This is a genomic window from Pseudoxanthomonas sp. LH2527 (assembly GCF_022539275.1).
GTDB lineage: Bacteria > Pseudomonadota > Gammaproteobacteria > Xanthomonadales > Xanthomonadaceae > Pseudoxanthomonas_A.
In genome coordinates this window covers 18,350-44,968 of record NZ_JAKZBW010000034.1, presented here as the reverse complement: position 1 = coordinate 44,968, position 26,619 = coordinate 18,350, and the positions used below count along the sequence as shown (strand labels likewise).

27 protein-coding genes are annotated in these 26,619 nt (G+C 68.0%); 12 read left to right on the top strand and 15 right to left on the bottom strand.

Annotation, left to right across the window (positions count from 1 at the left end):
* Nucleotides 1–220: 220 nt before the first annotated feature.
* Entirely contained in the window at nucleotides 221–2,986 is a 2,766-nt protein-coding gene (gene polA / locus MMG85_RS16240) for a DNA polymerase I (protein ID WP_241046980.1), read from the bottom strand.
* 97 nt (nucleotides 2,987–3,083) lie between these two features.
* On the opposite strand from polA, the gene MMG85_RS16235 reads away from it, so the two are divergent.
* A complete protein-coding gene (locus tag MMG85_RS16235) occupies nucleotides 3,084–3,386 on the top strand; it encodes a DUF2782 domain-containing protein (protein WP_241046979.1) in 303 nt (100 codons plus the stop codon).
* 10 nt (nucleotides 3,387–3,396) lie between these two features.
* On the opposite strand, the gene MMG85_RS16230 is transcribed toward MMG85_RS16235, so the two are convergent.
* The 4 genes from MMG85_RS16230 to MMG85_RS16215 all read right to left on the bottom strand — a co-directional run bounded on the left by MMG85_RS16230 (nucleotide 3,397) and on the right by MMG85_RS16215 (nucleotide 7,300).
* Nucleotides 3,397–3,843, bottom strand: a complete 447-nt coding sequence (locus MMG85_RS16230; RefSeq protein ID WP_241046978.1) for a universal stress protein — start codon at nucleotides 3,841–3,843, stop codon at nucleotides 3,397–3,399.
* An 80-nt stretch (nucleotides 3,844–3,923) separates the two neighbouring features.
* Nucleotides 3,924–6,125: a DNA helicase II gene (uvrD, locus tag MMG85_RS16225; RefSeq protein WP_241046977.1), complete on the bottom strand. Its 2,202-nt coding sequence runs from the start codon at nucleotides 6,123–6,125 to the stop codon at nucleotides 3,924–3,926.
* 49 nt (nucleotides 6,126–6,174) lie between these two features.
* On the bottom strand, nucleotides 6,175–6,675 hold the full coding sequence (locus MMG85_RS16220) for a GNAT family N-acetyltransferase (protein WP_241046976.1): 501 nt from the start codon (nucleotides 6,673–6,675) through the stop codon (nucleotides 6,175–6,177).
* A gap of 4 nt (nucleotides 6,676–6,679) precedes the next feature.
* Nucleotides 6,680–7,300, bottom strand: coding sequence for a TIGR00645 family protein (locus tag MMG85_RS16215; RefSeq protein WP_241046975.1), 621 nt, complete (start codon nucleotides 7,298–7,300; stop codon nucleotides 6,680–6,682).
* 107 nt (nucleotides 7,301–7,407) lie between these two features.
* On the opposite strand from MMG85_RS16215, the gene MMG85_RS16210 reads away from it, so the two are divergent.
* The 3 genes from MMG85_RS16210 (at nucleotide 7,408) to MMG85_RS16200 (ending at nucleotide 10,937) form a co-directional block, all read left to right on the top strand.
* Nucleotides 7,408–8,109: a glutathione binding-like protein gene (locus MMG85_RS16210; RefSeq protein ID WP_241046974.1), complete on the top strand. Its 702-nt coding sequence runs from the start codon at nucleotides 7,408–7,410 to the stop codon at nucleotides 8,107–8,109.
* A 148-nt stretch (nucleotides 8,110–8,257) separates the two neighbouring features.
* Nucleotides 8,258–10,483: a S9 family peptidase gene (locus tag MMG85_RS16205; RefSeq protein WP_241046973.1), complete on the top strand. Its 2,226-nt coding sequence runs from the start codon at nucleotides 8,258–8,260 to the stop codon at nucleotides 10,481–10,483.
* Nucleotides 10,484–10,502: 19 nt separating this feature from the next.
* The gene (locus MMG85_RS16200; RefSeq protein WP_241046972.1) at nucleotides 10,503–10,937 is read left to right on the top strand and encodes a cytochrome c oxidase assembly factor Coa1 family protein; all 435 of its coding nucleotides are present in this window, start codon (nucleotides 10,503–10,505) and stop codon (nucleotides 10,935–10,937) included.
* 58 nt (nucleotides 10,938–10,995) lie between these two features.
* On the opposite strand, the gene MMG85_RS16195 is transcribed toward MMG85_RS16200, so the two are convergent.
* Complete coding sequence (locus tag MMG85_RS16195; RefSeq protein WP_241046971.1) at nucleotides 10,996–11,457, bottom strand: hypothetical protein; 462 nt, start codon at nucleotides 11,455–11,457, stop codon at nucleotides 10,996–10,998.
* Between the two features lie 131 nt (nucleotides 11,458–11,588).
* Here MMG85_RS16195 and MMG85_RS16190 point away from each other — a divergent pair, with 131 nt between their 5' ends.
* The 3 genes from MMG85_RS16190 (at nucleotide 11,589) to hemB (ending at nucleotide 14,016) form a co-directional block, all read left to right on the top strand.
* Complete coding sequence (locus MMG85_RS16190) at nucleotides 11,589–12,608, top strand: pteridine-dependent deoxygenase (protein WP_241046970.1); 1,020 nt, start codon at nucleotides 11,589–11,591, stop codon at nucleotides 12,606–12,608.
* Between the two features lie 72 nt (nucleotides 12,609–12,680).
* On the top strand, nucleotides 12,681–12,929 hold the full coding sequence (locus MMG85_RS16185; protein WP_241046969.1) for a hypothetical protein: 249 nt from the start codon (nucleotides 12,681–12,683) through the stop codon (nucleotides 12,927–12,929).
* Nucleotides 12,930–13,026: 97 nt separating this feature from the next.
* Nucleotides 13,027–14,016: a porphobilinogen synthase gene (gene hemB, locus MMG85_RS16180; RefSeq protein ID WP_241046968.1), complete on the top strand. Its 990-nt coding sequence runs from the start codon at nucleotides 13,027–13,029 to the stop codon at nucleotides 14,014–14,016.
* A gap of 103 nt (nucleotides 14,017–14,119) precedes the next feature.
* On the opposite strand, the gene MMG85_RS16175 is transcribed toward hemB, so the two are convergent.
* Nucleotides 14,120–14,854, bottom strand: a complete 735-nt coding sequence (locus MMG85_RS16175; RefSeq protein WP_241046967.1) for an outer membrane beta-barrel protein — start codon at nucleotides 14,852–14,854, stop codon at nucleotides 14,120–14,122.
* A 299-nt stretch (nucleotides 14,855–15,153) separates the two neighbouring features.
* Between MMG85_RS16175 and aroE the strand changes: the two genes are divergently transcribed.
* From aroE to MMG85_RS16155, 4 genes are all read left to right on the top strand, one after another.
* Nucleotides 15,154–16,002 (top strand): shikimate dehydrogenase, encoded by an 849-nt coding sequence (aroE, locus tag MMG85_RS16170; protein WP_241046966.1) that lies wholly within the window; start codon nucleotides 15,154–15,156, stop codon nucleotides 16,000–16,002.
* A gap of 191 nt (nucleotides 16,003–16,193) precedes the next feature.
* Complete coding sequence (locus MMG85_RS16165) at nucleotides 16,194–16,415, top strand: hypothetical protein (RefSeq protein ID WP_241046965.1); 222 nt, start codon at nucleotides 16,194–16,196, stop codon at nucleotides 16,413–16,415.
* Between the two features lie 193 nt (nucleotides 16,416–16,608).
* Nucleotides 16,609–16,794 carry a hypothetical protein gene (locus MMG85_RS16160; protein ID WP_241046964.1) on the top strand — a complete coding sequence of 62 codons (186 nt, stop codon included), beginning with the start codon at nucleotides 16,609–16,611 and terminating at the stop codon, nucleotides 16,792–16,794.
* Between the two features lie 230 nt (nucleotides 16,795–17,024).
* On the top strand, nucleotides 17,025–17,897 hold the full coding sequence (locus MMG85_RS16155) for a hypothetical protein (protein WP_241046963.1): 873 nt from the start codon (nucleotides 17,025–17,027) through the stop codon (nucleotides 17,895–17,897).
* A 394-nt stretch (nucleotides 17,898–18,291) separates the two neighbouring features.
* On the opposite strand, the gene MMG85_RS16150 is transcribed toward MMG85_RS16155, so the two are convergent.
* From MMG85_RS16150 to MMG85_RS16125, 6 genes are all read right to left on the bottom strand, one after another.
* The gene (locus tag MMG85_RS16150; protein WP_241046962.1) at nucleotides 18,292–19,590 is read right to left on the bottom strand and encodes a DUF58 domain-containing protein; all 1,299 of its coding nucleotides are present in this window, start codon (nucleotides 19,588–19,590) and stop codon (nucleotides 18,292–18,294) included.
* Between the two features lie 163 nt (nucleotides 19,591–19,753).
* The gene (locus MMG85_RS16145; RefSeq protein WP_241046961.1) at nucleotides 19,754–20,755 is read right to left on the bottom strand and encodes a MoxR family ATPase; all 1,002 of its coding nucleotides are present in this window, start codon (nucleotides 20,753–20,755) and stop codon (nucleotides 19,754–19,756) included.
* Nucleotides 20,752–21,951 carry a DUF4350 domain-containing protein gene (locus MMG85_RS16140; RefSeq protein ID WP_241046960.1) on the bottom strand — a complete coding sequence of 400 codons (1,200 nt, stop codon included), beginning with the start codon at nucleotides 21,949–21,951 and terminating at the stop codon, nucleotides 20,752–20,754. The genes MMG85_RS16145 and MMG85_RS16140 overlap by 4 nt, the downstream gene beginning before the upstream one ends.
* Nucleotides 21,948–23,516 carry a DUF4129 domain-containing protein gene (locus MMG85_RS16135; protein WP_241046959.1) on the bottom strand — a complete coding sequence of 523 codons (1,569 nt, stop codon included), beginning with the start codon at nucleotides 23,514–23,516 and terminating at the stop codon, nucleotides 21,948–21,950. The genes MMG85_RS16140 and MMG85_RS16135 overlap by 4 nt, the downstream gene beginning before the upstream one ends.
* The gene (locus tag MMG85_RS16130) at nucleotides 23,506–24,504 is read right to left on the bottom strand and encodes a stage II sporulation protein M (RefSeq protein ID WP_241046958.1); all 999 of its coding nucleotides are present in this window, start codon (nucleotides 24,502–24,504) and stop codon (nucleotides 23,506–23,508) included. The genes MMG85_RS16135 and MMG85_RS16130 overlap by 11 nt, the downstream gene beginning before the upstream one ends.
* The gene (locus tag MMG85_RS16125) at nucleotides 24,501–25,181 is read right to left on the bottom strand and encodes an RDD family protein (protein ID WP_241046957.1); all 681 of its coding nucleotides are present in this window, start codon (nucleotides 25,179–25,181) and stop codon (nucleotides 24,501–24,503) included. Before MMG85_RS16125 ends, MMG85_RS16130 begins: the two co-directional genes overlap by 4 nt.
* Before the next feature lie 168 nt (nucleotides 25,182–25,349).
* On the opposite strand from MMG85_RS16125, the gene MMG85_RS16120 reads away from it, so the two are divergent.
* Complete coding sequence (locus tag MMG85_RS16120) at nucleotides 25,350–25,616, top strand: YkgJ family cysteine cluster protein (RefSeq protein ID WP_241046956.1); 267 nt, start codon at nucleotides 25,350–25,352, stop codon at nucleotides 25,614–25,616.
* Between the two features lie 13 nt (nucleotides 25,617–25,629).
* Here MMG85_RS16120 and MMG85_RS16115 read toward each other — a convergent pair whose 3' ends face one another.
* Both MMG85_RS16115 and MMG85_RS16110 read right to left on the bottom strand, forming a co-directional pair.
* Nucleotides 25,630–26,007, bottom strand: a complete 378-nt coding sequence (locus tag MMG85_RS16115; RefSeq protein ID WP_241046955.1) for a VOC family protein — start codon at nucleotides 26,005–26,007, stop codon at nucleotides 25,630–25,632.
* Between the two features lie 38 nt (nucleotides 26,008–26,045).
* The gene (locus MMG85_RS16110) at nucleotides 26,046–26,594 is read right to left on the bottom strand and encodes a gamma carbonic anhydrase family protein (RefSeq protein ID WP_241046981.1); all 549 of its coding nucleotides are present in this window, start codon (nucleotides 26,592–26,594) and stop codon (nucleotides 26,046–26,048) included.
* Nucleotides 26,595–26,619 lie beyond the last annotated feature (25 nt).

The window sequence follows — 26,619 nt, the reverse complement described above, 5'->3', positions numbered from 1 at the left end:
GCTCCAGGGGATGGGAGAGATCAGTGACAGACGTTGCATCTGTCACGGGCTATATGACCACTCCGCACATGGATAGTTCGTGAAGATTCCGGTTAAAAATCCGTAAGATTCAGGAGGAATTCAGTTTATTGAACTGGTCGGTATACAAATATACCTGACAGGATTTTCCCGAACATTTCGCAAGCGATTGTTCCGGAAGGGAAACCGTTTTCAGCCCCGCTCAATGGGCCTCTTCCCAGTTGTCGCCGACCCCACTGTCGACCACCAGCGGAACGCTGAGTTGTGCCGCCGCCGCCATTCGCGCGGTCGCCTCCTCCAGCAGGGTCGGCACGAAGTCGGCCTCGGCCTCGAACACCAGTTCGTCGTGCACCTGCAGGATCATCAGCGCGCGTTCGCGGTGCACCGACAGCCATGCGTCCACGCCGATCATCGCGCGCTTGATGATGTCCGCCGCCGTGCCCTGCATGGGTGCATTGATCGCCGCGCGTTCGGCGCCCGCACGCTGGCCCTGCGTGCCCTTGTTGATGTACTCCAGGTATAGGCGGCGGCCGAACACGGTCTCGACGTAGCCCAGCTCGCGCGCCTGCTGGCGGGTGCGTTCCATGTAGTCGCGCACGCCGGGATAGCGGCTGAAGTAGAGCGCGATGTAGTCCTGCGCCTCGCCGCGCGCGATGCCCAGCTGGCGGGCCAGGCCGAACGCGCTCATGCCGTACATCAGGCCGAAGTTGATCGCCTTGGCGGCGCGACGCTCGTTGCCGGTGACGTCTTCCAGCTTGCGGCCGAACACTTCCGCCGCCGTGGCCTTGTGGATGTCGGCGCCGGATTCGAACGCGCGCACCAGACCGGGGTCCTGCGACAGGTGCGCCATGATCCGCAGCTCGATCTGCGAGTAGTCGCAGGCCACCAGCTTGCGGCCCGGCGGCGCGACGAAGGCCTTGCGGATGCGCCGGCCATCGTCGGTGCGGATCGGGATGTTCTGCAGGTTGGGATCGGTGGACGACAGCCGTCCGGTCGCCGCACCGGCCTGGTGGTAGCTGGTATGCACGCGGCCGGTGCCGGCGTTGACCATCTCCGGCAGCTTGTCGGTGTAGGTGCTGCGCAGCTTCGCCAGCCCGCGGTATTCCAGGATCACCCGCGGCAGCTCGTGCTGGTCGGCGATGGCTTCCAGCGCTTCTTCGTTGGTGCTGGGCTGGCCGGTGGGCGTCTTCACCAGCGCCGGCAGTTTCAGTTCGTCGAACAGCAGCGCCTGCAGCTGCTTGGGCGAATCGAGGTTGAAGGTGCGGCCCGCCAGCTCGGTCGCCTTCTGCTGCGCGGCCAGCATGCGCTTGGACAGGTCGGCGCTCTGCCGGCGCAGTTCGTCGCCGTCGATCATCACGCCGTTGGCTTCGATGCGCGCCAGCACGGGCACCAGCGGCATCTCGATGTCGCGGTAGACGCTTTCCAGGCCGGGCTCGGCCGCCAGCTTCGGCGCCAGCGCGCGATGCAGGCGCAGCGTGATGTCGGCGTCTTCGGCGGCGTAACGGGTGGCATCGTCGACGGCGACCTGCGAGAACAGGATCTGCTTGGCGCCCTTGCCGGCGACGTCTTCGTACTTGATGGTGTCGTAGCCGAGGAATCGCTTTGCCAGGCTGTCCATGTCGTGGCGGTTGCTGCCGGCATTCAACACGAAGCTCTCCAGCATCGTGTCGTCGGCATATCCCTGCACATCCACGCCATGGCGACGCAGGATGTGCAGATCGTATTTGCCATGCTGGCCCAGCTTGCGCTTGCCGGCATCACCGAGCACCGGCGCCAGCGCGGTCAGGACCGCTGCGCGGTCGAGCTGCGGCGGCGCGCCGGGATAGTCGTGTCCCACGGGTACGTAGACCGCCTTGCCGGGTTCGGTGGCAAAGCTCAGGCCCACCAGGTTGGCACGCATCGGATCGAGGCTGTCGGTCTCGGTGTCGAAGGCGAATTCGTCCGCCTGCTGCAATTGCGCGACCAGTGCATCGAGCTGTGCCGGCTCGGTGACGGCGGCGTATTCGCCAGCCACACTCAGCGCGGCATCGAGAGGCGCATCATCGGTGACGGCGGACGACACGCGCCCCGTGCCGCGCGCGCGGCCGGGTTCCTTCTCGGCGACGGATGACGCGTCGATCGCACCGCCTTCCAGTTCCTTCAGTGCCTGGTTGAAGCCGTAGCGCGCATACAGCTCGCGCAGCTCGTCGACATGGCGTTCGCGCAGCGGCAGCGTCTCCGGCCCGCCGTCCAGCGCGACGTCGGTCTTGATGGTCACCAGTTCGCGGTTCAGCGGCAGGCGCGGCAGCGCGGCACGCAGGTTGTCGCCGATCTTGCCCTTGATCTCGCCCGCCTTGTCCAGGATCGCATCGAGCGTGCCGTACTCGCCCAGCCACTTGGCGGCGGTCTTGGGCCCGCACTTCTCCACGCCCGGGACGTTGTCGACGGTATCGCCCATCAGGGCCAGGTAATCGACGATCTGCTCGGGGCGCACGCCGAACTTCTCGATCACGGCCTCGCTCGAATCCAGCCGGCTTCCGCTCATCGTGTTGACCAGCGCAATGCCCGGACGCACCAGCTGTGCGAAGTCCTTGTCGCTGGTGGAGATGGTGACCTCCATGCCCTGCGCTGCGCCCTGCAGCGCGAGCGTGCCGATCACGTCGTCCGCTTCCACGCCGTCCACCCGCAACAACGGGAACCCCAGCGCCTGCACGATGCGGATCATCGGCTCGATCTGCGCGCGCAACTCTTCCGGCATCGGTGGCCGGTTGGCCTTGTAGTCGGGATAGAGTTCGTCGCGGAACGTGGGGCCGCTGGCATCGAGGACGAACGCGACGAAATCCGGCCGCTCCTTCAGCGTGGCGCGCAGCATGTTGACCACGCCGAACAGCGCGCCGGTGGGCTCGCCCTGCGCATTGGTCAGCGGAGGCAGCGCGTGGAATGCGCGGAACAGGTAGCTGGAGCCGTCGATCAATACGAGTCGTGTCATGCCGGCATTCTACGCCCCGCTCCTGCGCGCGGCGTCACGCGCGCCGCGTCGCATTGGGGGCATAATCGGGCCGTCATTCCCCCGACCGGACGCCACCATGAACCGCATGACGACCCTTGCCCTGCCGTTGTCCTTCCTGTTGGCGATGGCCGGTTGCGCCTCGACCGGCGGCAATCCCGCCGACATGGATCTGGCCAACGCGCAGGTCGCGGTGCGCACGGAGAAGAACGGCGACACCATCGAGGAATACCGCGTGGCCGGCAACCTGCGCATGGTCAAGGTCACGCCCGCGCGCGGTGCGCCGTATTACCTGTACGACTCCGACGGCGACGGCCGCCTGGACAAGAGCAAGGACAACAGCGACGTCTCGCCGGTGTACTGGAAGCTCTACGGCTGGTGAGCTGCCGCGTTCAGCGGATCACCAGCACCGGCACGCCGCAGCGCGCCAGCACTTCGCTGGTCTGGCTGCCCAGCAGCAGGTGGCCCAGTGCGCGCCGCCCGTGCGACGCCATCACGATCAGGTCGCAGCCCTCGCGTTCGGCGGTGTCGACGATGGCCTCGGCCGCGTAACGGTCGGCCACATGCAGCAGCTGCGGCGTCACGCCGGCCTGCTGCGCCTGCGCGGTGACGGCATCGAGCACCTTGCGCGCGGCATCCTCGCGCGCCTTCTGGAAATCGGGCAGCGACGTCGCCACCGCGCTCCAGCCCAGCGCATCGTCGAAGCCCGTGCTGATGGGCTCGCTGACGGTCAGCACCGTCGCCCTGGCCTGCAGGCTGCCGGCCAGGGCCAGGCCGTGCTGCACGCCCTTGCTGGCCCGCTCGGAGCCATCGGTCGCCATCAGGATATGCCGGTACATGCCGCACCTCATGAGCTTGGGGTGCGGCCATTACACGCCCGGCGGGCTTACGGCGCCGTGATCTGGATCAATTGCGCCGGCTATACCGCCTGCAGGTTCGCGTAGGCCATCACCAGCCACTTGCTGCCTTCGCTGTCGAAGTTGACCTGCACGCGCGCATGCGCGCCGCTGCCCTCGTAATCGGTCACCACGCCGGCACCGAACTTGGCGTGGGTGACGGTCTGGCCCAGCTTGAGGCCCGGCGTTTCCAGGCTGGCATGGCCGGGCGTCACCCGCGTGGCGAAGCCGGAGGCCGGCCGGCTGACCTGCACGCGCGGCCGCACCTCGTTGAGCAGGGTGGCGGGAATCTCGCGCAGGAAGCGCGACGGGATGCCGTACATGTCCTGCCCGTGCAGGCGGCGCGCTTCGGCATAGCTCAGCACCAGCTTCTGCCGCGCGCGGGTGATGCCGACGTAGGCAAGCCGCCGCTCTTCCTCCAGCCGCCCGCTCTCGTCCAGCGAGCGGTTGCTGGGGAACAGTCCCTCCTCCAGCCCGGCCAGGAACACCAGAGGAAACTCCAGGCCCTTGGCCGAGTGCAGCGTCATCAGCTGCACGCCGTCCTCGCCGGCCTCGACCTGGCCTTCACCGGCTTCCAGCGCCGCATAGGAAAGGAACGCGACCAGTTCGCTCATGCCTTCCTGGCCGTCCTCCTCGGCCGCGATGTCCTCGCGGCGCACGAAGCGCGAGGCCACCGACACCAGTTCGTCGAGGTTCTCGGTGCGCGATTCGGAATCCAGCCCGCCGCGACTCTCGCGCGCCCAGTGCTCGCGCAGGCCGGAGCGCGCAAGCACGTGGTCGACGCGTTCGGCCAGCGTCATCTCGGCGGTTTCCTCGGCCAGCTGGTCGACCAATGCGGCGAACGCGGCCAGCGCATTGCGCGCGCGCCCGGCCAGCTCCGTGCCTTGTGCCGCCAGCGAGGCCGCGCCCCACAGCGACACGCGGGCACCACGCGCCAGCCGGCGTACTTCGTCCAGCGTGCGCTCGCCGATGCCGCGCGTCGGCGTGTTGACCACGCGCTCGAACGCGGCGTCATCGGCGCGGTTGGCCATCAAACGTAGATATGCGAGCGCGTCCTTGATTTCCGCACGCTCGAAGAAGCGCATGCCGCCATACACGCGGTACGGCACCTGCTCGGACAGCAGCGCCTCTTCAAAGGCCCGCGACTGCGCGTTGCTGCGGTAGAGGATGGCGGCATCGCCCAGGCTACCGCCGTCGCGCACCCACTGGCGGATGCGTTCGACGACGAAGCGCGCCTCGTCCATCTCGTTGTAGGCGGCGTACAGGTCGATCGGCTCGCCGTCGCCGGTGTCGGTCCACAGCTGCTTGCCGATGCGGCCCGGGTTGTGCGCGATCACCGCGTTGGCGGCACCCAGGATGTTGGCGCTGGATCGGTAGTTCTGCTCCAGCCGGATGGTCCGCGCGGCCGGGTAGTCGCGCAGGAACTGCTGCATGTTCTCGACCTTCGCTCCACGCCAGCCGTAGATGCTCTGGTCGTCGTCGCCGACCACGAAGACATGCCCGGTGTCGCCGGCCAGCACGCGCACGAAGGCGTACTGGATGGCATTGGTGTCCTGGAACTCGTCCACCAGGATCTGCCGGAAACGCGTGCGGTAGTGCGCCAGCAGCGCCGGCGTGTCGCGCAACACTTCGTGCGCGCGCAGCAGCAGCTCGGCGAAGTCGACCAGGCCGGCGCGGTCGCAGCGCTCCTGGTAGCCGGCGTAGACCTGCCGGCGCACGTCCAGCCAGTCGTCGTTCGGTGCCGGCTGGATGTGCTCGGGCCGGCGCCCTTCGTCCTTCTGCTCGTTGATCCACCAGGTGAGCTGCTTGGGCGGGTACTTGCCCTCGTCCAGCTCCATCGCCTGCACCACGCGCTTGACCAGCCGCTGCTGGTCGTCGCTGTCCAGCACCTGGAAGGTCTCGGGCAGCTTCGCTTCCTGCCAGTGCAGGCGCAGCAAGCGATGGGCCAGGCCATGGAAGGTGCCGATCCACATGCCGCGGCTGCCGTTGCGCAGCTGCACGTCGGCGCGCGCGCGCATCTCGCCGGCGGCCTTGTTGGTGAAGGTCACCGCGAGAATGCCGTGGGTCGGCACGCCATGGACTTCGTTGAGCCAGGCGATGCGGTGGGTCAGCACGCGGGTCTTGCCGGAGCCGGCGCCGGCCAGCACCAGGTAGTGCCCGGGTTCGGCGGAGACGGCGTCGCGCTGGGCGGGATTCAGATCGTCGAGCAGGTGGGAGACATCCATCCGCGCATTTTACGGCCTGCGGCGGCCCACACCCTGAGACGCGGCCTGTTCAGCCCCGCTCGGCGACCTGCATCGAGACCTGCTTGCGGCCGTCGTCCAGCCACTGGCGGCCGGCTTCGACAAAGCCGTGGCGGGCGTGGAACAGCCGCGAGGGCTCGTTCGGCGGCACCACGTTGAACTCGCAGGTGATGCGCGGGATGCCCGCTTCGCTGGCGAACGCGAACAGGTCGCCGTACAGCGCCGAGCCCAGCCGGTGCCCCTGCACCGACGCGTCCACGACGATGCGGTCCACGTAGAGGAAGTCCGGGAAGCGGGCGGCGAACCAGCCGAAGTTGTCGTTGCGGTAGTCCGCGCCTGCGCGCATCGCCAGCAGGAAGGCGACGACGCGGCCGTCCAGTTCCGCCACGCGGAGGTAGGCCGACAGGGACGCCAGCTGGCGCGCCCTGTACTCATCCATCGGACTGGTGTGGCGGACCTCGGACGTGTTCAGGGCGACGATGGCCGCGATGTCGGCATCGACCGCGTCGCGGATGAGCAGCTCGGCCGTCACGGGATCAGTGCGCAGCGTGTTTGGCGGGTGCGCCGCCATTCATCAGCTTGTCCGTCCAGGCAATGCCAATCGCCGACAGGATGAAGACGCAGTGGATGATGGTTTGCCAGAGCACGCCGTCCGGTGTCAGCTGCGTGCACTGCGTGCTGGTGATGGCCATCTCCGCCTTCATTTGAGCCAGTTGCGCAGGCGTGCAGAACGGAAGGCCATTCAAGGCGCCCGCCGCGATGAAGGTTTTCAGCAGGTGGATCGACGAGATGCCGATGATCGCCATCGCCAGCTTCACCTTCAGCACGGACGCATTGACGTGGCTCAACCATTCCGGCTGGTCCGGGTGGCCTTCCAGCCGCAGCCGGGATACGAAGGTCTCATAGCCGCCGACGATCACCATGACCAGCAGGTTGGAGATCATCACCACGTCGATCAGGCCGAGCACGATCAGCATGATTTCCTGCTCGCCCAGACCCGGCGCGCGATGAATCAGGTGCCACAGCTCCTTGCCGAACAGGAACACGTAGACGCACTGCGCCACGATCAGGCCCAGGTACAGCGGCAGCTGCAGCCAGCGCGACGCAAAGATCAGGTTGGGCAGGAAGTTGGGGCGAGGGCTGGGCGGAAGCGTCATGGGAACAGTGTTTTCCAAGGATGCGGCAGGGTAGCGGCGGATCTTGACGCTGCCAAGTCCGCACGGACGGCTAGACTCGAAGGCCTCCCCCTCCTGCGGAATTCCCCATGATCGACCTTTATTACTGGCCCACCCCGAACGGCCACAAGATCACGCTGCTGCTGGAAGAACTGGCGGAGGCCGGCGCCAGGCTGGACTACCGCATCGTGCCGGTGAACATCGGCAAGGGCGACCAGTTCAAGCCCGACTACCTGGCGTTCTCGCCCAACAACAAGATGCCGGCCATCATCGACCACGCCCCCGCCGACGGCGGCGAGCCGATCAGCGTGTTCGAGTCCGGTGCCATCCTGCTGTACCTGGCCAACAAGACCGGCCGCTTCTTCGGCAGCGACACCCGGCAGAAAGTGGCGGTGAACCAGTGGCTGATGTGGCAGATGGCCGGCCTGGGCCCGATGAGCGGGCAGTACGGCCACTTCACCGTGTACGCGCCGGAGAAGATCCCCTACGCCATCGACCGTTACACCCGCGAAGTGCAGCGCCTGCTTGGCGTGCTGGATGGGCAGCTGACGAAGCATGCGTACGTGGCCGGCGAGGATTACAGCATCGCCGACATGGCGATCCATCCGTGGGTCAACGCCTACGACAAGGCGCCGCTGGACATGTCGCCCTACCCCGCCCTGCAGCGCTGGCACGCGGAGATCGCCGCGCGCCCGGCCGTGCAACGTGCGTATGCGCTGAAGACGCAGGTCAATCCCGATGCCGGCAAACCGCTGACCGACGAAGAACGCAAGCACCTGTTCGGCCGGTAGCGTGCGCTATGCGCACGATCGCCTGACCCCTACATCACGCGACATGCGTACGACGCGCGGTGTGGGACCCCCAGGTCGTGCGCGCAGCGCACGCTACGCCCGGGTGCAATAATCCGGGCCTGACCGGCCCCGCCGCCCGAGAAATCCGATGCGCCTTGCCCTGTTCGCCCTGATGACCCTCACCGCCGCCCTGCCCGCCCACGCCGACAAACTCACGCTGGAAGCGATCACCGGCAGCGCACCGCTGTCCGGCCCCACGCTGACCAAGCCGCAGGTGGCGCCGGACGGCTCGCGGGTGACCTTCCTGCGCGGCAAGGACAGCGACCGCAACCGGCTGGACCTGTGGGAGTACGACATCGCCAGCGGGCAGACGCGTCTGCTGGTGGATTCGTCGGTGGTGCTGCCCGGCGAAGAGGTGCTGAGCGACGAGGAGAAGGCGCGCCGCGAACGCCAGCGCATCGCCGCGCTGTCCGGCATCGTCGACTACCAGTGGTCGCCGGATGGGAAAGCGCTGCTGTTCCCGCTCGGCGGTGAGCTGTATTTCTACGACCTGTCCAAGGCCGGCAAGGACGCGGTGCGCAAGCTGACGGACGGCGGCGGCTTCGCCACCGATCCCAAGATCTCGCCGAAGGGCGGCTTCGTCAGCTTCATCCGCGAGCGCAACCTGTGGGTCATCGATCTGGCCAGCGGGAAGGAAGCGCAGCTCACGCGCGATGGCAGCGCCACCATCGGCAACGGCGTGGCCGAGTTCGTCGCCGACGAGGAGATGGACCGCCACACCGGTTACTGGTGGGCACCGGACGATGCAGCCATCGCCTTCGCCCGCATCGACGAAACGCCCGTGCCGCTGGTGAAGCGCTACGAGGTGTATCCCGACCGCACCGAAGTGATCGAACAGCGTTATCCGGCGGCCGGCGACGACAACGTGCGGGTGCAGCTGGGCGTGATTGCGCCGAAGGCGGGGGCGACGCCGCGCTGGATCGGCCTGGGCGCGGAGCAGGACATCTACCTGGCCCGCGTGGATTGGCGTGATCCGCAGCGCCTGACCTTCCAGCGCCAGTCGCGCGACCAGAAGACACTCGACCTGATCGAGACCACGCTGGCCACCGGCACGCAGCGCACGCTGGTCACCGAGACGTCGAAGACCTGGGTGCCGCTGCACAACGACCTGCGCTTCCTGAAGGACGGGCGTTTCCTGTGGTCGTCGGAGCGCCATGGCTTCGAGCATCTGTACCTCGTGTCCGAGGAAGGGGCGTCGCTGTCGCAGCTGACCCATGGCGACTGGGTGGTGGACAGCCTGCTGGCCGTGGACGAAGACAAGGGCCTGGCCTACGTCAGCGGCACCCGCGACGGCGCCACCGAGGCGCACGCCTATGCGGTTCCGCTGGGCGGCGGCGAATCGCGCCGACTGACCCAGGCGCCCGGCGTGCACGCCATCAGCTTCGCCCGCAACGCCAGCGTCTATGTCGACAGCTGGTCCAGCGACACCGTGTTGCCGCAGATCGAACTGTTCAAGGCCGATGGCACGAAGCTCGCGACGCTGCTCGAGAACGACGCTGCAGAGGCCGGGCATCCGTATGCCAAGTATCTCACTGCACATCAGCCGACCACGTTCGGCACGCTGACCGCGGCGGACGGCACCACGCCGCTGCACTACAGCCTGATCAAACCCGCCCATTTCGATCCGAAGAAGAAGTATCCGGTGGTGGTCTTCGTCTATGGCGGTCCCGCCGCACAGACCGTCACCCGCGCCTGGCCGGGGCGCAGCGATGCCTTCTTCAACCAGTACCTGGCGCAGCAGGGCTACGTGGTGTTCTCGCTGGACAACCGCGGCACACCGCGTCGCGGCGCGGCCTTCGGTGGCGCGCTGTACGGCAGACAGGGCACGGTGGAAGTGGACGACCAGCTGCGCGGCGTGGCGTGGTTGAAGACGCAGTCGTTCGTCGACCCGGCGCGCATCGGCGTGCATGGCTGGTCGAACGGCGGCTACATGACGCTGATGCTGCTGGCCAAACACAGCGAGGCGTACGCCTGCGGCGTGGCGGGCGCGCCGGTGACCGACTGGGCGCTGTACGACACCCACTACACCGAACGCTACATGGATCTGCCGAAGGCGAACGAGGCCGGCTACCGCGAAGCCAGCGTGTTCACCCACCTGGCGGGCCTGCGCTCGAAGCTGCTGCTGATCCACGGCATGGCCGACGACAACGTGCTGTTCACCAATTCCACGCAGTTGATGAGCGACCTGCAGAAGCGCGGCACCCCGTTCGAGCTGATGACCTACCCCGGCGCCAAGCACGGCCTGCGCGGCAGCGACCTGCTGCACCGTTACCGGCTGACCGAGGATTTCTTCGCCCGCTGCCTGAAGCCCTGACCCGATCCGGAGCCCTCGCATGTCGACGCACGTCCCCGCCCAACCCGGCTGGTGGCAACGCAACTGGAAGTGGTGCGTGCCGGTGCTGGGCGCGCTGCTGCTGGCGATGTTCGTTGCGCTCGCCCTCGGCGGCGTGGCGCTGCTGCTGGGGGCGATCAAGTCCTCGGGCGCCTATCAGCAAGCCCTCACGCGGGCGCAGTCCGACCCTGCCGTCATCGCCGCGCTCGGCGAACCGATCCGTGCGGGCTGGTTCGTACAGGGAAACATCAGCACCAGCGGAGCCAGCGGCGAAGCCGACCTGGCGATTCCCCTCGACGGCCCGCGCGCCGACGGCACGCTCTACGTCGTGGCTGAGAAGCGCGCCGGCGAATGGCGCTACGAGACGCTGGCAGTGAACGTGGACGGCGGCGAGCGGATCGTGCTGGAAGACCACGCAGCGACCGCCTCGCCCTGATCCCTCAACGGCGAAGGCGGCCATCGGCCGCCTTCGCGCTTGTCATCCCTGGACAGCCTTACGGCTTCGCGGCGGGATCCGGAACCACCAGCCCCGGCTCCACCGCCGTGCCGGGCGGCACGTAGATCGCCACGCCGGCCGCCTGCTTCTGCGTGGTGGGGATGCCCATGCTGAGGCCACCACCGGAGTGGCGGCCGTAGCTGCCGGCGCCCACCGACATGCCGACCGGGGAGCCGCTGGAGCCCACGCCGATCAACACCACGCCATTGGCGCCGAGGGCGGCGGCTTCGCGCTTGAGGCGGGCCACGGCGGCATCGGTCTGGCCCTGGGTGCCGAAACCGACCGCGCTCTTCGATTCCAGCTGCGCGATTTCCAGTGATCCCGCCGGTGCGGTGCGGTAGACCTGGACCTGCGATGGATCGAGGGCGGGGCGCGCCTGCCCCAGCATGACCTTGGAACTGCTGGCGCACCCGGCGGCCAGCAACATGGCGAACACGACGGGAACGGTGCGGAACGTCATGACGGCTTCTCCCTGGGAATGCTGGCGATCTTCCGCCGCAAGGCCTGAATGTTGGCACAGCCTGCGCCCGGCCGGCGTGACGGGGTGGGCGGGTTATCATTTCGCCCCGACATGCCCCTGTTTCCCGCACGATGAGCTCCGCCCCCGACCAGCCACCCGCCCCGCAGCGGCTGGCCGTCGACTACATCCATGCACCGACACCGCAGGCGCTGCTGGGCCTGCCGGAGACCCTGGCCGTGTTGGGTTTCGGCGCGCTGGCGCCGGCGACCGCCAGCATCGACGATCCGCGCTACCTGCGCGTACCGCTGTCGCCGCTGCGGGAAGCCGCCGCGCCCTACGAAGTCTGGCGCGCGAGCGGGCCGGTCACGACCGGACGCGACGGCGCGGTGCGCTACAGCCACGACGGCGCCCTGATGTTCGGCGTGGTGGAGTGGGAGGAGCCCGAGGGCGGCATCCTGCACGCCAGCGCCCATGCTTACGCGGCGATGGCGGCATTCTGGCGGGACAGCGGCTATCCGTACCTGTTGCGCATCTGGAACTACTTCGACGCCATCACCGACGGTGAAGGCGATGCCGAACGCTACCGGCAGTTCTGCGTCGGCCGTGTACAGGGGCTGGGCGATATCGATACGCGCCTGCTGCCGGCCGCCACCGCGATCGGCAGCCACGACGGCCGTCGCGTGCTGCAGGTGTACTGGCTGGCCGCCCGCGAACCCGGCCTGCCGCTGGAAAATCCCCGCCAGGTGAGCGCCTACCGCTATCCGCGCGAATACGGCCCGCAGTCGCCCAGCTTCGCGCGCGCCCTGCTGCCGCCGTCGCCGCGCGTGCCGCTGCTGCTGTCCGGCACGGCCAGCATCGTGGGCCATGCCTCGCAGCACGCCGACTCCCTGCGCGCGCAGCTCGACGAAACCCTGACCAACCTCGACAGCCTGCTCGGTGCCGCGCGCGCGCATGCGCCGTCGCTGCCGCCGCACCTGGATGCCAGTTCGCGCCTCAAGATCTACGTGAGCGACGCCGACGATGCCGATGCCGTGGCCGCGCAGCTGGAAGCGCGACTGGGCACGCGGGTGCCGTGGCTGATGCTGCACGCCGACGTCTGCCGCCGCGAACTGCTGGTGGAGATCGAGGGCATGCACGGCGTCGGTGCTTGAAGCGCCTGCCGGCTGACCACATAGTGATGGCATGAGGCGCCGTTTCGCGCGCCCAATGCCGGAGTACGTTCGATGGGACTGATCAGCCTGCTGTGGGGCATCGTGTCGATGCTGTGGATGGTGTTGGCGCTGATTCCGCTGCTGGGATGGGGCAACTGGTTCCTGATCCCGTTCGCCGCCGTCGGCGCGATCATCGCCGCCATCGGCATCCTGTTCACGCGGACCGAGAACCGCGGTCGCGCCAAGGCCGGCCTGCTGCTCAACGGCATCGTGATCGTGGTGGGCATCATCCGCCTGTCAATCGGCGGCGGCTTCATCTGACGCCAGGCCGGTCGCCGCGTGGCGCACTGCGACCGCCCGCCGCAGGCCGCCGCACCGGCCACGGGCGTATCATTCACCGCTCTGCCAGGAGCCCGTGATGGCCTATCCCCATACCCGCCCGCGCCGCATGCGCCGCGACGAGTTTTCCCGTCGCCTGATGCGCGAGCACGTACTGACCACCAACGACCTGATCTACCCCGTGTTCGTGCACGAGGAAAAGGGTCGCGCACCCGTGGCGTCGATGCCGGGCGTGGAACGGCTGTCGATCGACGAACTGCTGCGCGTGGGCGAGCAGGCGCTGGAACTGGGCGTGCCGGTGCTGGACCTGTTCGGCGTGCCCGATCCGGCGGCGAAGACCGCCGACGGCCGCATCGCCTGGGACGAGGACGGCATCATCCCGCGCGCGATCCGCGCGCTGAAGTCGCGCTTCCCCGAACTCGGCGTGATGAGCGACCAGGCACTGGACCCGTACACCACCCACGGCCAGGACGGCCTGATCGACGACACCGGCTACATCCTCAACGACGAGACCATCGAAGCGCTGGTGAAGCAGTCGCTGGCGCATGCCGCGGCGGGCGTGGACATCCTGTCGCCCAGCGACATGATGGACGGCCGCATCGGCGCGATCCGCGAAGCGCTGGAGATGGCCGGCCACATCAACACCCGCATCATGTCGTACGCCGCCAAGTACGCCAGCGCGTTCTACGGCCCGTTCCGCAGTGCGGTGGGCAGCGCCGGCAACCTGGGCAAGGGCAACAAGTTCAACTACCAGATGGACCCGGCCAATTCCAACGAAGCGCTGCACGAGATCGCGCTGGACCTGGAGGAAGGCGCGGACATGGTGATGGTCAAGCCGGGCTTGCCGTATCTGGACGTGATCCGCCGGGTGAAGGACGAATTCGGCGTGCCGACCTTCGCCTACCAGGTCAGCGGCGAGTACGCGATGATCAAGGCCGCCGCCGCCAACGGCTGGCTGGACGAGAAGGCCTGCGCGCTGGAAGCGCTCACCGCGTTCAAGCGCGCCGGCGCCGACGGCGTGCTGACCTACTTCGCGCTGGATGCGGCGCGCTGGTTGCGTGAGGGCTGACCCGCCTGCTGTCGTCATCCGTGATGCGTGGCATGACGATGCGGCGTGAGCTCGGTGGCTCAGGAAAAACGGGAGCCTGTCGGCTCCCGTTTCCGTTCCGGCATCAGAAGCGGGCTTCGACGCCCAACATCACCGTGTCGGCACGGTTGAAGTCGCAATCGAGAGCGTCATCGCAGTCGTCGTACGTGTAGTCGTCCGCGTAGACGAAAGCGGTGTAGCCCAGGCTGATGTTGAAATGGCGGTTGATGTCAACGCCGATCGCCACACCCGCATAGCCGCCGTCGGCGTCGAACTCCTCGTCGGCACCGTCGACCTCGGCGTCGAAGTATCCGCCGCGCACGGTGGCGAACCACGGGCTGTCGCCGAAGTTCATGCGGGCGTTGGCACCGATCGCCTTGTAGGTCGCCTTCGCGAAACGCAAGTCACCTTCTGTCGTCTCGTCCAGCCGGCCGCCCGAGAGCTCCACACCGACCTGCGCCCACGGACCGGCCTGCCAGCGGTAGCCGGCATTGACGGCCACGGCGTCCTGTTCGACGTCCTCATAGATCCAGCCCTGGCCCACCTGCGCACCGACGAAGAAGCCGCCGTTCGCCTGCGCTTCCCTTGCGGGTGCAGGGGCGACGTAGGGCGCAGGTGCGGGAGCCGCGTACGTCGGCGCGGGTGCCTGTGCTGCGGCCGGGGCCGCCTGCTGGGCGGGCGGCGTCGCGGGCTGGGTGGGCGCGGGCTGCGGGGCTTCCTTCTTGCGGAAGGCTTCGTACGCCGGCGAGATGGACTGCGCCTGGGCGTGCAGGGCAAAGGCCGCCAGCGCGAGCGGCAGGCAACGGAACAACGGCTTCATGGTGGTCTCCCTTTCGGTCATGTGGAATCCCCGCGTCCTTGCGGTACCGGCGGGGTGGATGGCGATGCCGACGGGTGAGCGTGCGCCGACGCAGCGTCGCTCCGTCTACGGTCGACGCGCATCCTCGCAGTGGCAGAGTTCGATGGAAGGCGGACGGACTCCCCAGCCCGGCCTGCCTGTCGCCTTGTTCCCTGGCTCACCCCCTTCGGCGGCGGCACAGTGCAGCGCGCCGCAGCGCCTGTCAAGGCGGGGCGCGCGCGCGTAGACTGCGGACAACGACTGAAGACAGGGACCGCGCCATGACCCACCATCGTTACGCCGTCTTCGGCCATCCCGTCACCCACTCGCTGTCGCCGCGCATCCATGCGGCCTTCGCGCAGCAGGTCGGCATCGCGCTGGAGTACACCACCATCGACACGGCCCCGCACGACTTCGTGGCCACGCTCGACCGTTTCGCCGGCGAGGGCGGTGCCGGTGCGAACGTCACCCTGCCGTTGAAGGAAGCCGCCTTCGCGATCTGCGCGAAGGCCAGCGACCGTGCGCGGCGCGCCGGGGCGGTGAATACGCTGACCCGTAACGACGGCCAGTGGCATGGCGACAACACCGACGGCGTCGGCCTGGTGCGCGACCTCACCGAGCGCCACGGCCTGGACCTGCGCGGTCGCCGTGCGCTGCTGCTCGGGGCCGGGGGCGCCGCGCGCGGCGTGGCGCCCGCGCTGCTCGATGCCGGCATCAGCGAACTGATCATCGTCAACCGCACCGCCGACCGCGCCGATGCGCTGGCCGATGCACTGGGCGAACCGGATCGCGCGCATTCGCGCTACTGGGACGACCTGCGCAACCTCGGCGACTTCTCGCTGATCGTCAACGCCACCTCGGCGGCGCGCCAGGACCAGAGCGCATTCACCCTGCCCTTCACCCTCGCCTCGCCGCGCACGCTGGCGGTGGACCTCAACTATGGCGAGGCGGCGATCCCGTTCCTCGCCTGGGCCCGTACGGCCGGCTGCCACGACGCGGTGGACGGACTGGGCATGCTGGTGGAACAGGCCGCCGAAGCGTTCGAGCAGTGGCATGGCGTGCGTCCGGAGACGGATGCGGTCTATACCGCCTTGCGCGACAGGGACAAGGTGCTGGTGACGGCGGATTGAGCGTAGGTCGTACAAACATCACGGTCAATCAAAATTGGCTTAAGCGAGCACGCTCTAACGAGAGGCTGCAACGCAATCACTAAATCTATTTACCTCGCCGAATCTAGCGAAATCCACTAGTACCCAGTCTCCGCTGTGCTTATATTTCTCTTCGTCACGAGCCGTGACACATGAGCACAAGGAAGCTAGTCATGAAATTGCTGATGAAAGTTGCATTGCTTGGAGCATTATCGATTTCCCCGATCTTGGCGCTGGCCGACGGCCCGTCTTCACCGCCGCCACCGCCGCCGCCGAACCTTCCTGAAGGCGGCGGATACGCTTTCGTAGATAGCAACGGAGATCTCTGGTACTGCAATTCTCAAGGAGGAAACTGCATTTCACTCGGAAGTTCAGCTGACCCGCTGGAACCCTGACCCCTCATCGGCCCTGCTCGAGCGCCCGCACTTGCGCGGGCGCTCTCTGACAAACGCGGTGCCTATAGGCGTTCGTCGAAGCGCCAAGCGGATTTCGAGCAGATCATCCTGAAAGGATGTTTCCCCATGATTCGTGGGAACCACACGGATGTGGGGTCTGGCTACACCGCCCACTTGGATTCAAAGAGTATAGATGGACGGATTCCTTACCCAACTGCTGACCATGCTCGGCTACCAGCTTCCCGACCTGCTGGCCTGCGTGGCCGGCGTCGCGATGCTGGCGATGTGGGCGCCTGCAGCACCCGGACGCAAACTGGCGCTGGCCGGCGCGGCACTGATGCTGCTCACCACCCTGCTGCGTGGCGTGATGGGGGTGTAGCAGGCCTGGAGGGTCAGCAACACTATGAACTGTTACTCGCCATTGAGCTGAATGATGAGATTGTTCTACGCTTTCGCTATGCTGCCGAGCGTCGCTTTCGCTGCGGATTTGTTCATGCCGACTTGGGGTGCCTGCAAAGCCATGCAATGCCCAAGGACCTGAGTTGCAGGCGGGGGGGGGGTCTGCTTCAACCTGTCTTACGAATAGGTGAAAGCTAGAGGGCTGACGCTATGAACCGACGCGAAAAGATGCTGCAGGGAATCGAACTCAACTCGATGATAGGCATCGAGGTAGGGCCGCTGGATAAACCACTGGTCGGAAAAAGCAATGCAACGGTCTGGTATGTCGATCATTGTAACACAGAAGAGTTACGTCGCCGATGGTCGGCGGATACGCGTATCGACATTGCTCGGCTACACGTAGATGCCGTGTGGGGCGATCATACACTCACCGCGTCGATCGCCGCAGCCGCGTATGCTCGCGGCGAGAACTGGTCTGGCGCGAACTATCTTGTAGCTTCGCATGTCATCGAGCATGTTCCTGACCTAATTGCGTGGCTGCAAGAAGTAGAGGCGACGCTGGTCTCTGGCGGCTTGGTTCGTCTTGCAATCCCCGACAAGCGCTACACCTTCGACTACTTGAGGGCGACTACCACACTAGCCGATTGCCTCGTCGAGTACCTGCGGAAACGGCGCGCGCCGAGCGCCTCCCGCATTCTGGACTTCACACTCAGTGCCGCCGATATCGATTGCGCAGAAGCATGGCACGGTCGGATCGATGCGTCCTCACTGAAGCGAACGTATACCGACGAAAGTGCGTTCGCAATCGCGCGTGACGCCGAAGAGAATGGGGCCTATCACGATGTCCATTGCTGGTCGTTCACTCCAGACTCGTTCGCGCTTCTAATGACAAGATTGTGTGATCTGGCTTTGACTTCTTTGGAATGCGAGTGGATCATTCCCACCTTACGGAACGATCTTGAGTTCTTTGTCGGCATGCGCCGCAATACAAACCCCCATGAATGCAGAGACAGCTGGGAGCATGCTCATAGAAGCGTGCTGTTGGCCGAGCCAAATCTACCCGAATCTGGTCATCGATCCTAACTGGATACCGCAAATAAGCTTTTTAAATCGTGACGCCAGAGATGCACACAGAGGTCTTGAGTCGTCTGTATCTACGACTTCAGATACTGATTGCGCTTCTGTTTCCACTACTGGACAGCCCATAGTCGCAAGGCCAGCTCAAGACTTTGGTGGCTGCCACGCCCAGGACCTGCTACCAGAAGTAAGGATATGCCATGGTCGCTAAGCCACACACAGAAGGCACCACGCGGCGACATGGTTGCGATCTGAATTGATTAGTGAGCTTGAATATGCAGCGCAGTTCTAACTTCGGAGAAACCTCCGTAGCCTGGACATCGATGCGTCTGAGATTCGCAGCGTGCGCAGATCCGGAATCGAAACGCGGCATAAGAAAAGGTGCGGCGCATACTCACCACTACAACAGGCCGTCGCGCTTCACCGCCAGATAGCGCTCCACAAGCGCGGCCGGCAGTTCGTCGGCGGTGACGTCCAGCACCATCACGCGGTGGCTGCGCAGGGCATCGTGCGCGGCGGTGCGCTGTTCCAGGTAGCGCGCGACCGCACCGGCATGGATCGCCCCCTGCAGGTCGCGCACCTCGCCATCCAGCGCATCGTCCAGCGAGGTCTCGCGCAGGCTGGCCACGCAGACCAGGTGCCGCTTCTGCAGAAGGCGCACCGCCGCGAGCAAATCGTCGATGTCCTCGTCGCGCACGTTGGTAACCAGCATCACCAGCGCGCGGCGGCGCTGGCGCAGGCTGAGCTCGGTGGCCGCTGCCAGGTAATCGGTGGCCACCGGGCGCGGCTGCAGGTCGTAGCTGGCGCGCAGCAGCGTATCGATGGCGGCCATGCCGCGTTGCGGCGCGACCCAGCGGCTGTCGCCGCCGGCGGCGAACAGGCCCACGCCGTCGCCCTGCCGCAGCGCCAGGTAGGACACCACCAGCGAGGCGTTGAGCACGTGGTCGAAGTGGCCCAGCGCGTCCTCGCGCGCCATCATCCGGCGGCCGGTGTCGATCAGCATCACCAGTTGCTGGTTCTTCTCGTCCTGGTACTCGCGCGAGATCAGCTTGCGCGCGCGTGCGGTGGCCTTCCAGTCGACCTGGCGCAGGCTGTCGCCGACGCGGTACTCGCGCATCTGGTGGAAGTCGGTGCCTTCGCCGCGACGCCGCTTCAGGTGCGCGCCGACCAGGCGCGAGGCCTGTTCGGCACTGAACAGCGCGAAGCGTGTCAGCGGTGCGAAGTTCGGATACACGCGCACCCGCTGCGGCGCGCCGGCCACGCGCGACTGCCGCCACAAGGCCAACGGCGAACGCAGGCGAAGTTGCACGCCATCGAACTGCGCATCGCCGCGCACGGCAGGACGCAGGCGATAGTGGATGCGGGTCGCCGACATCGGCGCCAGCGTCAGCGTGCGCGGCAGCCCGGAAGATGCCCATGCGCCCGGATGCAGATCGAACACCTCCAGCCGCTGCCGCACGCGCGACTCGAAGCTCAGCGCGACGTCGCGCTCGATGCCGAGCGGCAGCGCCTCCGGCACCTCGCGCACGATCTCCGGCGTGGGCCGGCCCCGCAGCCGCCACGCATCGAGCGCCGCCAGCACCAGCAACGCCGCACCGGCGGTCTGCCACTGCCACAGCGGCCAGCCGAGGAACGGCACCGCCAGGCCGGACAGTCCCCAGCCCGCGATCAACAGGATCAGCAGCGGCGCAGGTCTCATAGGCGTGCTCCTTCCCCCGCCTGCGGGGGAAGGCTGTGAGGGAGGCAAACGGAGAAGGGATAAGTCCGTACAACATCATGTTGATCGCGCGCCCCCACCCCAACCCTCCCCCGCAAGCGGAGGAGGGGGCCAATCACGAGGTCGCATGCGACAGCGCGGACGCTCATTTGCGCGGCGCATCCACTTTCGCCAGCAGCGCACGCAGTGCGTCGTCCGGCGACTGTCCTTCGATCTGCAGTTCGGGCGCCAGCGTGATGCGGTGGCGCAGGGCCGGCCGTGCGATGTCGCGCACGTCGTCGGGGGTGACGAAGTCGCGGCCCTGCAGCACCGCCTGCGCACGTGCCGCGCGCACCAGCGCGATGCTGCCGCGAGGCCCCGCGCCCAGCGAGATGCCCGGCCACTTGCGGGTGGCCGCGACGATGCGCACGGCGTAGTCGATCACTTCCGGGTCCACGCGCACCGCAGCGGTCTCGCGCTGCATCGCGGCGATGTCGGCGGCGCCGAGCACGCGCTTGACCTGCGACAGGTCGAAGTCGGCGGCGGTGCGGCCGGTGGTGATGGCATCGACCATGCGCTTCTCGTCCTCGACCGACGGGTAGTCGATCAGCACCTTCAGCAGGAAGCGGTCCAGCTGTGCTTCCGGCAGCGGATACGTGCCTTCCTGTTCCACCGGGTTCTGCGTGGCCAGGGTGATGAACGGCGGCGACAGCGGGAACGAGGTGCCTTCGATGGTGACCTGCCCTTCCTGCATCACTTCCAGCAGCGCGGACTGGGTCTTGGCCGGCGCGCGGTTGATCTCATCGGCGAGCAGGATGTGGGTGAACACCGGGCCGCGACGGATCTGGAAGCTCTCGGTCTTCGGGTCGTAGACGGCGTGGCCGCTGACGTCGCTGGGCATCAGGTCGGGGGTGAACTGCACGCGCGCGTAGGTCAGCTCCAGCGCCTGCGCCAGCGCGCGCACCAGCAGCGTCTTGCCCAACCCGGGCACGCCTTCGATCAGCACGTGGCCGCCGGCAAGCAGCGCGATCAGGATCTGGTCCAGCACGTCGGGCTGGCCGATGAAGGCGCGCGACACTTCCTCGCGCACGGCCTCGACGCGGTCGGACAGGGCGTTGCGCGGCGTCGGCGGCAGCGCGGGCGGCGCGGCGGCGGTCTCGTCGTTCATAGGCGGTTTCTCAGTTGGATCAACAGGGCGATGCGGTCGCGGAAAGCCTGCCGGTCGTGCGAGGCAGGAACATGGAGGGCGGTGCGGATGCGTTCGGCCGGCTGGCCGGTGCGCTCGGCGATGGCGGCGACCTGCGGCTCGCCGGTCAGCGCGGCGGCGACCGGATCGCGGCGGCGCAGGCGCGCGAGGAAGGCCGCGCGCACCGCCGAGTACAGCATCACGCCACGGCCGTAGCGGTAGAGATGTTCGCCGCTGGCGCGCACGTGCTCGAGCAGCGAACGGCGCTCGCCGGCCGGCGACGGCACCGGCGGGCCGAACCGCTGCATGCGCATCCACAGCCACGCCGCCAGCGCCAGCAGCAGCGGCGCCCACACCATCCAGCCGCGCAGGAACAGCGTGCGCCACAGCGATGGCATTTCGGCCGCATAGACCAGGTGCAGGGTGCCCTGGCGGTAGTTGGGCGCCAGCACCTGCCGCGCCAGCGCGCGGTGCGGACCATCGCGCAGACCGCCGTCCGGCGGGGCGTCGAGTTCTTCCTGCAGCGGACCGCGCGTGGCGGTGTTGGCGAGGAAATCGAAGTCGGCCAGCACGTCGACATGGCCCTTGCCCACCACGATGCGGGCATACACGTAGCCGTTCTGCAGGTCGCCCCAGGCGAGTTCGGGCACCACGTCCTCGAAGGCGAAACGGCGGCCACGGCAGAACTCAACGTGGTGGTCCTCGCCTTCCACCTGGAAGTCCTCGCACGATGGCATCTCGTCGACCAGCCAGGCCGACAGCAGGTCCAGCATCTGCGACTGCGGCGCATTGGGGCCGGCGATGTCCTCGCCGGGCGAATACACCGGCGTGCGGATCAGCAGGTGACCGCCGTCCTCCACCCACGCCAGCAGGCGCTCGGCTTCGGGCGGCGACAGCGCGCGCGGATCGTTGAACAGCAGCAGCGTGTCGCCCGGCGCCAGGGCGTTGTCGTCCAGCATCAGGCGCTGGCGCGCGTTGACCTTCACGCCGTCGGCTTCCAGCGTTTTGGCCAACGCATACAACGGGTTGTAGGCGGCCTCGCCGGAGGGCGGCAGGTACAGCGTCTTCTCGACACGGTGGAAGCTGTGCCGGAACCACAGGCCCACCAGCACCAGCAGCACCACCGCCACGACCAGCGTCGCGGCCACCAGCCGGCCGTTTCGGCGCGCGGAGGTCATGCCGCCCATCCGTAGCGCTGCTGCAGCTCGCCGACCAGCGCATCGAATTCGTCATCGCCGGGCAACCGTTCCGCATAGGCGGCGTACTGCCACGTGCGGACGATGCGCGCGAAGCTCTGCCGGTCCTCCGCCAGCGGCATGCGCCGCGACGCGCGCAGGCATTCGGCTTCGGTCGCGCCCGGCGGCAGCACCAGGTCGGCGCGCTGGCTCATGCTGTCCACGCTGGCGCGATACAGCAGGGCCAGCGCGTGGCGCGGACGGCCGTCGCGCCACAAGCGGCGCGCCGCGGTGGCGATGTCGTCGGGCAGCGTCTCCGGCAGCACCAGTGCCTCGGTCTGCGGCGCTTCGGGGGCGGCCACCGGCGCGCGCGTCAGGCCGCGCATCCACGGCCACCAGTAGCGCACCGTCGCCAGCAGCATCACCACCAGCACGCCGACGACCAGCCACAGGCCCCATTCGCCGATGAAGGCCAGCACCGTGCCGAAGCCGGCCAGCAGCGCGCGGTCGCCGTCCTGCGCGTCCTCGTCCCGCTGTTTCTCTTCGGGGGTGCGGCGCTCCCAGCCGGACTGCACGTGCCGGCGGTCGAGCAGCGGATCGCGGTAAGCCTGGTCGGCGGCCTTGTGGAACGCGCGATCGTCCACGCGCTGGTCGCCGAACACCAATGGCAGGGTCGGCGGTGTCGGCTTCTCTTCTGCTTCCGTCGTCTCCGCAGGCGCCGGCGCGACCGGCGGCGCGCCGTGGCGCTCCTGCGCCTCGGCGATGCCGGCACCGGCCCACAACACCGCGGCGAGCACCATCGGCGCGGCGGCAGCCAGGCGGGCGCGCAGCTTGCGGAACACGATTTCCAGATCCCAGGCCTCGATCTGCGTGCGCCGGTTGAGGTACAGGCCGAAACCGGCGCCCACGTAGAACGGCTCGATCACGCTGATCGCCGCCCAGGCCAGCGCATTCCATGCCAGCTCGAACCAGACCGGCCATGCGATGGCGGCAATCTGGAACGCCGCCTGCACGCTGTCCGGCAGCAGGTCCTGCGGCAGGTACATCACCACCGCCACGATGCCGCCCAGCATCAGCACGCCCTGGAACAGCAGGCAGATCCAGGTCAGCAGGATCGCCGTGCCGTAGGCCTGGCCGCCGAGCACGCGGCGCCGCTGGCGCAGGCGTTCGCCCTGCACGCCTTCCAGCAGGTCGATCGGCATGTACAGCGCGCGCACCGGACTGAAGCGGCGCCAGGTGAGCAGGTGCGGCAGCGTGCGCAGGCCCCAGTGCGCCTGCGCGCGCAGCGTGTCGCGCGTGCCCGGCACGCTGCCGAACACCGCGCGCGAGATGACGTACAGCGGGATACGGTCGAACGCCGGCTTCAGCCACCACATCAGCAAGGCCGCGACCCACATCCGGTCGATCCACCACGCGCCCAGGTTGAGCAGCGCGAACACCGGCAGGGTGAACCACAGCCACGGCCTCCAGATGGCGCCCGCATGCTGGCGCACCAGCGCCATGCCCAGCTCGATGGCTTCCCAGTCCGAGCGCGCGCGCAGGCGCACGGTCAGCTGTTCAATCCTCATCGGCCACCCCGCGTCCGCCGAGGCCCAGCCATACCGCCACCAGCGTCCACAGCACGCCGGACACGCTGTACTTCACCGCCGCCGGAATGGACTGGGTCGAGGACCAGAAGGCTTCGATGAAGGCCGCCACCAGCAGCATGAAGGCCACGCCCAGGCACAGCCGCGCGCCCTTGGCGCCGGCGATCGCCAGTGCATCGATGCGCCGGTGCCGGCCGGGCGCCACCAGGCTCAGGCCCAGCCGCAGGCCGGCGCCGCCGGCCAGCACGATGGCGGTCAGCTCGAACGGCGCATGGCCGCAGACGAAACGCCACAGCGGATCGCCGTAGCCGATCTGCTGCAGATGGCCGAACACCGTGCCGATGCCGATGCCGTTGACCACCAGCACGAACAGCGCGCCCACGCCGGCCAGCAACCCGCCGGCGAACGTGCGCAGACCGATGCCGATGTTGTTCCAGATGTAGTGGCCGAACATCTGCCAGTCGGTGCCGCTCTCGCGGCCCAGCGCATGGCTGGGGTCGCTGGGGTCGTACATGCGCTCGTACATCGCCACCTGCTCGGGCGAGGCCAGGCTGTACACCAGCTCCGGGCGGAACTGCAGCAACACGAACATCAGCACCAGCGGGACCACGAACACCGCCGCCGCCACCCACATGCAGCCGGCCTCGCTGCGCACCAGCCGCGGAAAGTCCGCCAGCAGGAAACGCACCGCCCGCTGCCAGCGCGGCGGCGGCGTGCGGTACAGCACGCCGTGGCCGGCCTGCATCAGCGCCTGCAGGCGATCCACGACCACCGGGCTGTAGCCGCGCCGCCGCGCCAGCGCCAGGTGCTGGCAGATGCGGCGGTAGCGCGCCGGCACGTCCTCGTCGGTCAGCTCGCCGTTGTTGCGCTCGCGGCGCGCGCGCCGGGCGTTGTCGCCGCGGGCGTGCAACCACGATTCGAAGGCGAGCCATTCGGCCTGGTGGCGGGCGACGAACTGTTCCTGCCTCATCGCCGCCCCAGCAGCCAGTTGGCCATGCCGTACAGGCGCTGCACGCCGGCCTGCCCGTGCGCGGCGGTAATCGGCTGGGCGAGGTTGGCCAGTTCCTCCTGGCGCGATGGGGTCAGCTGCGGCGCGCGCTCGGCGAACGCGACGATCGCGCCCTGCTCCTCCGGCAACAATTGCGCCGGCGGCACGAACACCGTGTTGACCGGTGCCGGCACATGGCTGCGCTCGCGCCCGGCATGCACGACCAGCGTGCCCGCGACCATGTCGCCGAGGCGGCGCGAATGCGCATCGGCCAGGCAGGCGACCAGCCCCGCGGCATAGCCGAACGGCAGCATGTCGACGGTCCGCAGCAGGTTGCGGGTGATCGCCGCCAGCCAGCCGACCGGCGCGCCGTCGATCGCCACCACGCGCAGCCCCAGCGCCTTCTTGCCCGGCGTCTGTCCGCGCCAGACCGACTCCAGCACGATCGGGTACGCCCAGAACACCAGGAACATCACGATCAGGTGCAGGCCCTGGCCCACCTTGCCCAGCAGGGCGAGGAATATGGCCATGACCAGCACGATGCCGAGGCGGATGGCCAGGTCGATGCCCCACGCCAGCGCACGCGGCACCGGACCCGCCGCCGGCAAGTGCAGGCCCACGCCTTCCGGCGTGACGACTTCGCGATAGGTGTCCAGCATCAGGCGCTCACCACGGGCGAGGTTCCCCTGCCAGCGCGATGGCCGTGACCGGATCGATGTGGTGGAACCCGTGTGTCCCGCTGTCCATGCGCCTTCCCCATGCCTGGCGACTTTAGCCGCGAACGCCATCCTTGCCCAGCCACGCGAGGGCCTACACTGCGCGCCACCATGGACACCGCCTTCGCCTGCCGCCCGGGCTGCGCCGCCTGCTGCACCGCGCCCTCGATCACCTCGCCGATCCCCGGCATGCCGCAGGGCAAGCCGGCCGGCATGGCCTGCGTGCAACTGGACGACGCCTTGCGCTGCCGGCTGTTCGGCATGCCGGAGCGTCCGGCCTTCTGCCGCACGCTGAAACCCGGGCCGGAGATGTGCGGCGCCAGCCGCGCCGAGGCGATGGCCCTGCTGGCCGCGCTGGAACAGGCCACCGCGCCCTGACGGCGCGTCGCCGTCACCGCACCTGGGTGGAAATCCACCAGGTGGTGCCGCCCGCATCGCGGAAGCCGCCGCGGCGGTCGCCATCGCCCTTTTCTTCCGGCGCCTGCACCGGCTCGGCGCCGGCGGCGAGCGCGCGTGTCCACGTGGCTTCCACGTCCGGCACGTACAGATGCACGTGCGCCGGCACCGGCGGCCAGCCGTCCATGCCGTCGGCGAGCATCAGCACGGTGTCGTCGATGCGCACTTCGGCATGGCCCAGCCGGTCGCCCATGGGATGCATGCGCAACGGTTCGGCATCGAACACGGCGACGAGGAAGTCGATCGTGCGCTGCGCGCCGTCGACCACGAGGTACGGGGCCACCGAGGTGTAGCCCTGCGGTTTCCAGGCCATGCGCAACTCCCAGGCAGCGCGGAATGCGCCGCCCGCCATCATGCCGCGGGCGATGTTGGCTGCAGGTAACGGTCCTTCAGCTTGACGTAGTGGCCGGCCGAATAATGCAGGCTCTCGATCTCGCGCTCGCTGAGCATGCGTACCAGCCGGGCCGGATTGCCGAGCCACAGCTCGGCCTCGCCGACCACCTTGCCCGGCCCGAGTACCGCGCCGGCACCGACGAAGCCGTACTTCTTCACCGTCGCGCCATCGAGGATGCAGGCGCCCATGCCGATCAGGCACAGGTCCTCGATGGTGCAGGCGTGGATGATGGTGCCGTGGCCGATGGTGACGTCGGCGCCGATCAGCGTGGGATAGCCCGCCTTGTTGTACGGGCTGTGGTGGCTGACGTGGACGATGGTGCCGTCCTGCACGTTGGTGCGGGCGCCGACGCGGATGTAGTTGACGTCGCCGCGCAGGATGGTGCCCGGCCAGACGGAGACGTCTTCGGCCAGTTCCACGTCGCCGATGACGGTGGCGGCCGGGTCGACATAGACGCGCGGCCCGAGGACGGGAAAGCGGTCAAGGTAGGGGCGCAGCGCGGTCAGATTCGGGTCCATGCCGGGATTGTAG

Excerpts from the sequence above, each read along its gene's own strand:
- polA (WP_241046980.1), bottom strand. The coding sequence starts at position 2,986 with ATGACACGACTCGTATTGATCGACGGCTCCAGCTACCTGTTCCGCGCA.
- MMG85_RS16235 (WP_241046979.1), top strand. The coding sequence starts at position 3,084 with ATGAACCGCATGACGACCCTTGCCCTGCCGTTGTCCTTCCTGTTGGCG.
- MMG85_RS16230 (WP_241046978.1), bottom strand. The coding sequence starts at position 3,843 with ATGTACCGGCATATCCTGATGGCGACCGATGGCTCCGAGCGGGCCAGC.
- uvrD (WP_241046977.1), bottom strand. The coding sequence starts at position 6,125 with ATGGATGTCTCCCACCTGCTCGACGATCTGAATCCCGCCCAGCGCGAC.
- MMG85_RS16215 (WP_241046975.1), bottom strand. The coding sequence starts at position 7,300 with ATGACGCTTCCGCCCAGCCCTCGCCCCAACTTCCTGCCCAACCTGATC.
- MMG85_RS16210 (WP_241046974.1), top strand. The coding sequence starts at position 7,408 with ATGATCGACCTTTATTACTGGCCCACCCCGAACGGCCACAAGATCACG.
- MMG85_RS16205 (WP_241046973.1), top strand. The coding sequence starts at position 8,258 with ATGCGCCTTGCCCTGTTCGCCCTGATGACCCTCACCGCCGCCCTGCCC.
- MMG85_RS16200 (WP_241046972.1), top strand. The coding sequence starts at position 10,503 with ATGTCGACGCACGTCCCCGCCCAACCCGGCTGGTGGCAACGCAACTGG.
- MMG85_RS16195 (WP_241046971.1), bottom strand. The coding sequence starts at position 11,457 with ATGACGTTCCGCACCGTTCCCGTCGTGTTCGCCATGTTGCTGGCCGCC.
- MMG85_RS16190 (WP_241046970.1), top strand. The coding sequence starts at position 11,589 with ATGAGCTCCGCCCCCGACCAGCCACCCGCCCCGCAGCGGCTGGCCGTC.
- MMG85_RS16185 (WP_241046969.1), top strand. The coding sequence starts at position 12,681 with ATGGGACTGATCAGCCTGCTGTGGGGCATCGTGTCGATGCTGTGGATG.
- hemB (WP_241046968.1), top strand. The coding sequence starts at position 13,027 with ATGGCCTATCCCCATACCCGCCCGCGCCGCATGCGCCGCGACGAGTTT.
- MMG85_RS16175 (WP_241046967.1), bottom strand. The coding sequence starts at position 14,854 with ATGAAGCCGTTGTTCCGTTGCCTGCCGCTCGCGCTGGCGGCCTTTGCC.
- aroE (WP_241046966.1), top strand. The coding sequence starts at position 15,154 with ATGACCCACCATCGTTACGCCGTCTTCGGCCATCCCGTCACCCACTCG.
- MMG85_RS16165 (WP_241046965.1), top strand. The coding sequence starts at position 16,194 with ATGAAATTGCTGATGAAAGTTGCATTGCTTGGAGCATTATCGATTTCC.
- MMG85_RS16160 (WP_241046964.1), top strand. The coding sequence starts at position 16,609 with ATGGACGGATTCCTTACCCAACTGCTGACCATGCTCGGCTACCAGCTT.
- MMG85_RS16155 (WP_241046963.1), top strand. The coding sequence starts at position 17,025 with ATGAACCGACGCGAAAAGATGCTGCAGGGAATCGAACTCAACTCGATG.
- MMG85_RS16150 (WP_241046962.1), bottom strand. The coding sequence starts at position 19,590 with ATGAGACCTGCGCCGCTGCTGATCCTGTTGATCGCGGGCTGGGGACTG.
- MMG85_RS16145 (WP_241046961.1), bottom strand. The coding sequence starts at position 20,755 with ATGAACGACGAGACCGCCGCCGCGCCGCCCGCGCTGCCGCCGACGCCG.
- MMG85_RS16140 (WP_241046960.1), bottom strand. The coding sequence starts at position 21,951 with ATGACCTCCGCGCGCCGAAACGGCCGGCTGGTGGCCGCGACGCTGGTC.
- MMG85_RS16135 (WP_241046959.1), bottom strand. The coding sequence starts at position 23,516 with ATGAGGATTGAACAGCTGACCGTGCGCCTGCGCGCGCGCTCGGACTGG.
- MMG85_RS16130 (WP_241046958.1), bottom strand. The coding sequence starts at position 24,504 with ATGAGGCAGGAACAGTTCGTCGCCCGCCACCAGGCCGAATGGCTCGCC.
- MMG85_RS16125 (WP_241046957.1), bottom strand. The coding sequence starts at position 25,181 with ATGCTGGACACCTATCGCGAAGTCGTCACGCCGGAAGGCGTGGGCCTG.
- MMG85_RS16120 (WP_241046956.1), top strand. The coding sequence starts at position 25,350 with ATGGACACCGCCTTCGCCTGCCGCCCGGGCTGCGCCGCCTGCTGCACC.
- MMG85_RS16115 (WP_241046955.1), bottom strand. The coding sequence starts at position 26,007 with ATGGCCTGGAAACCGCAGGGCTACACCTCGGTGGCCCCGTACCTCGTG.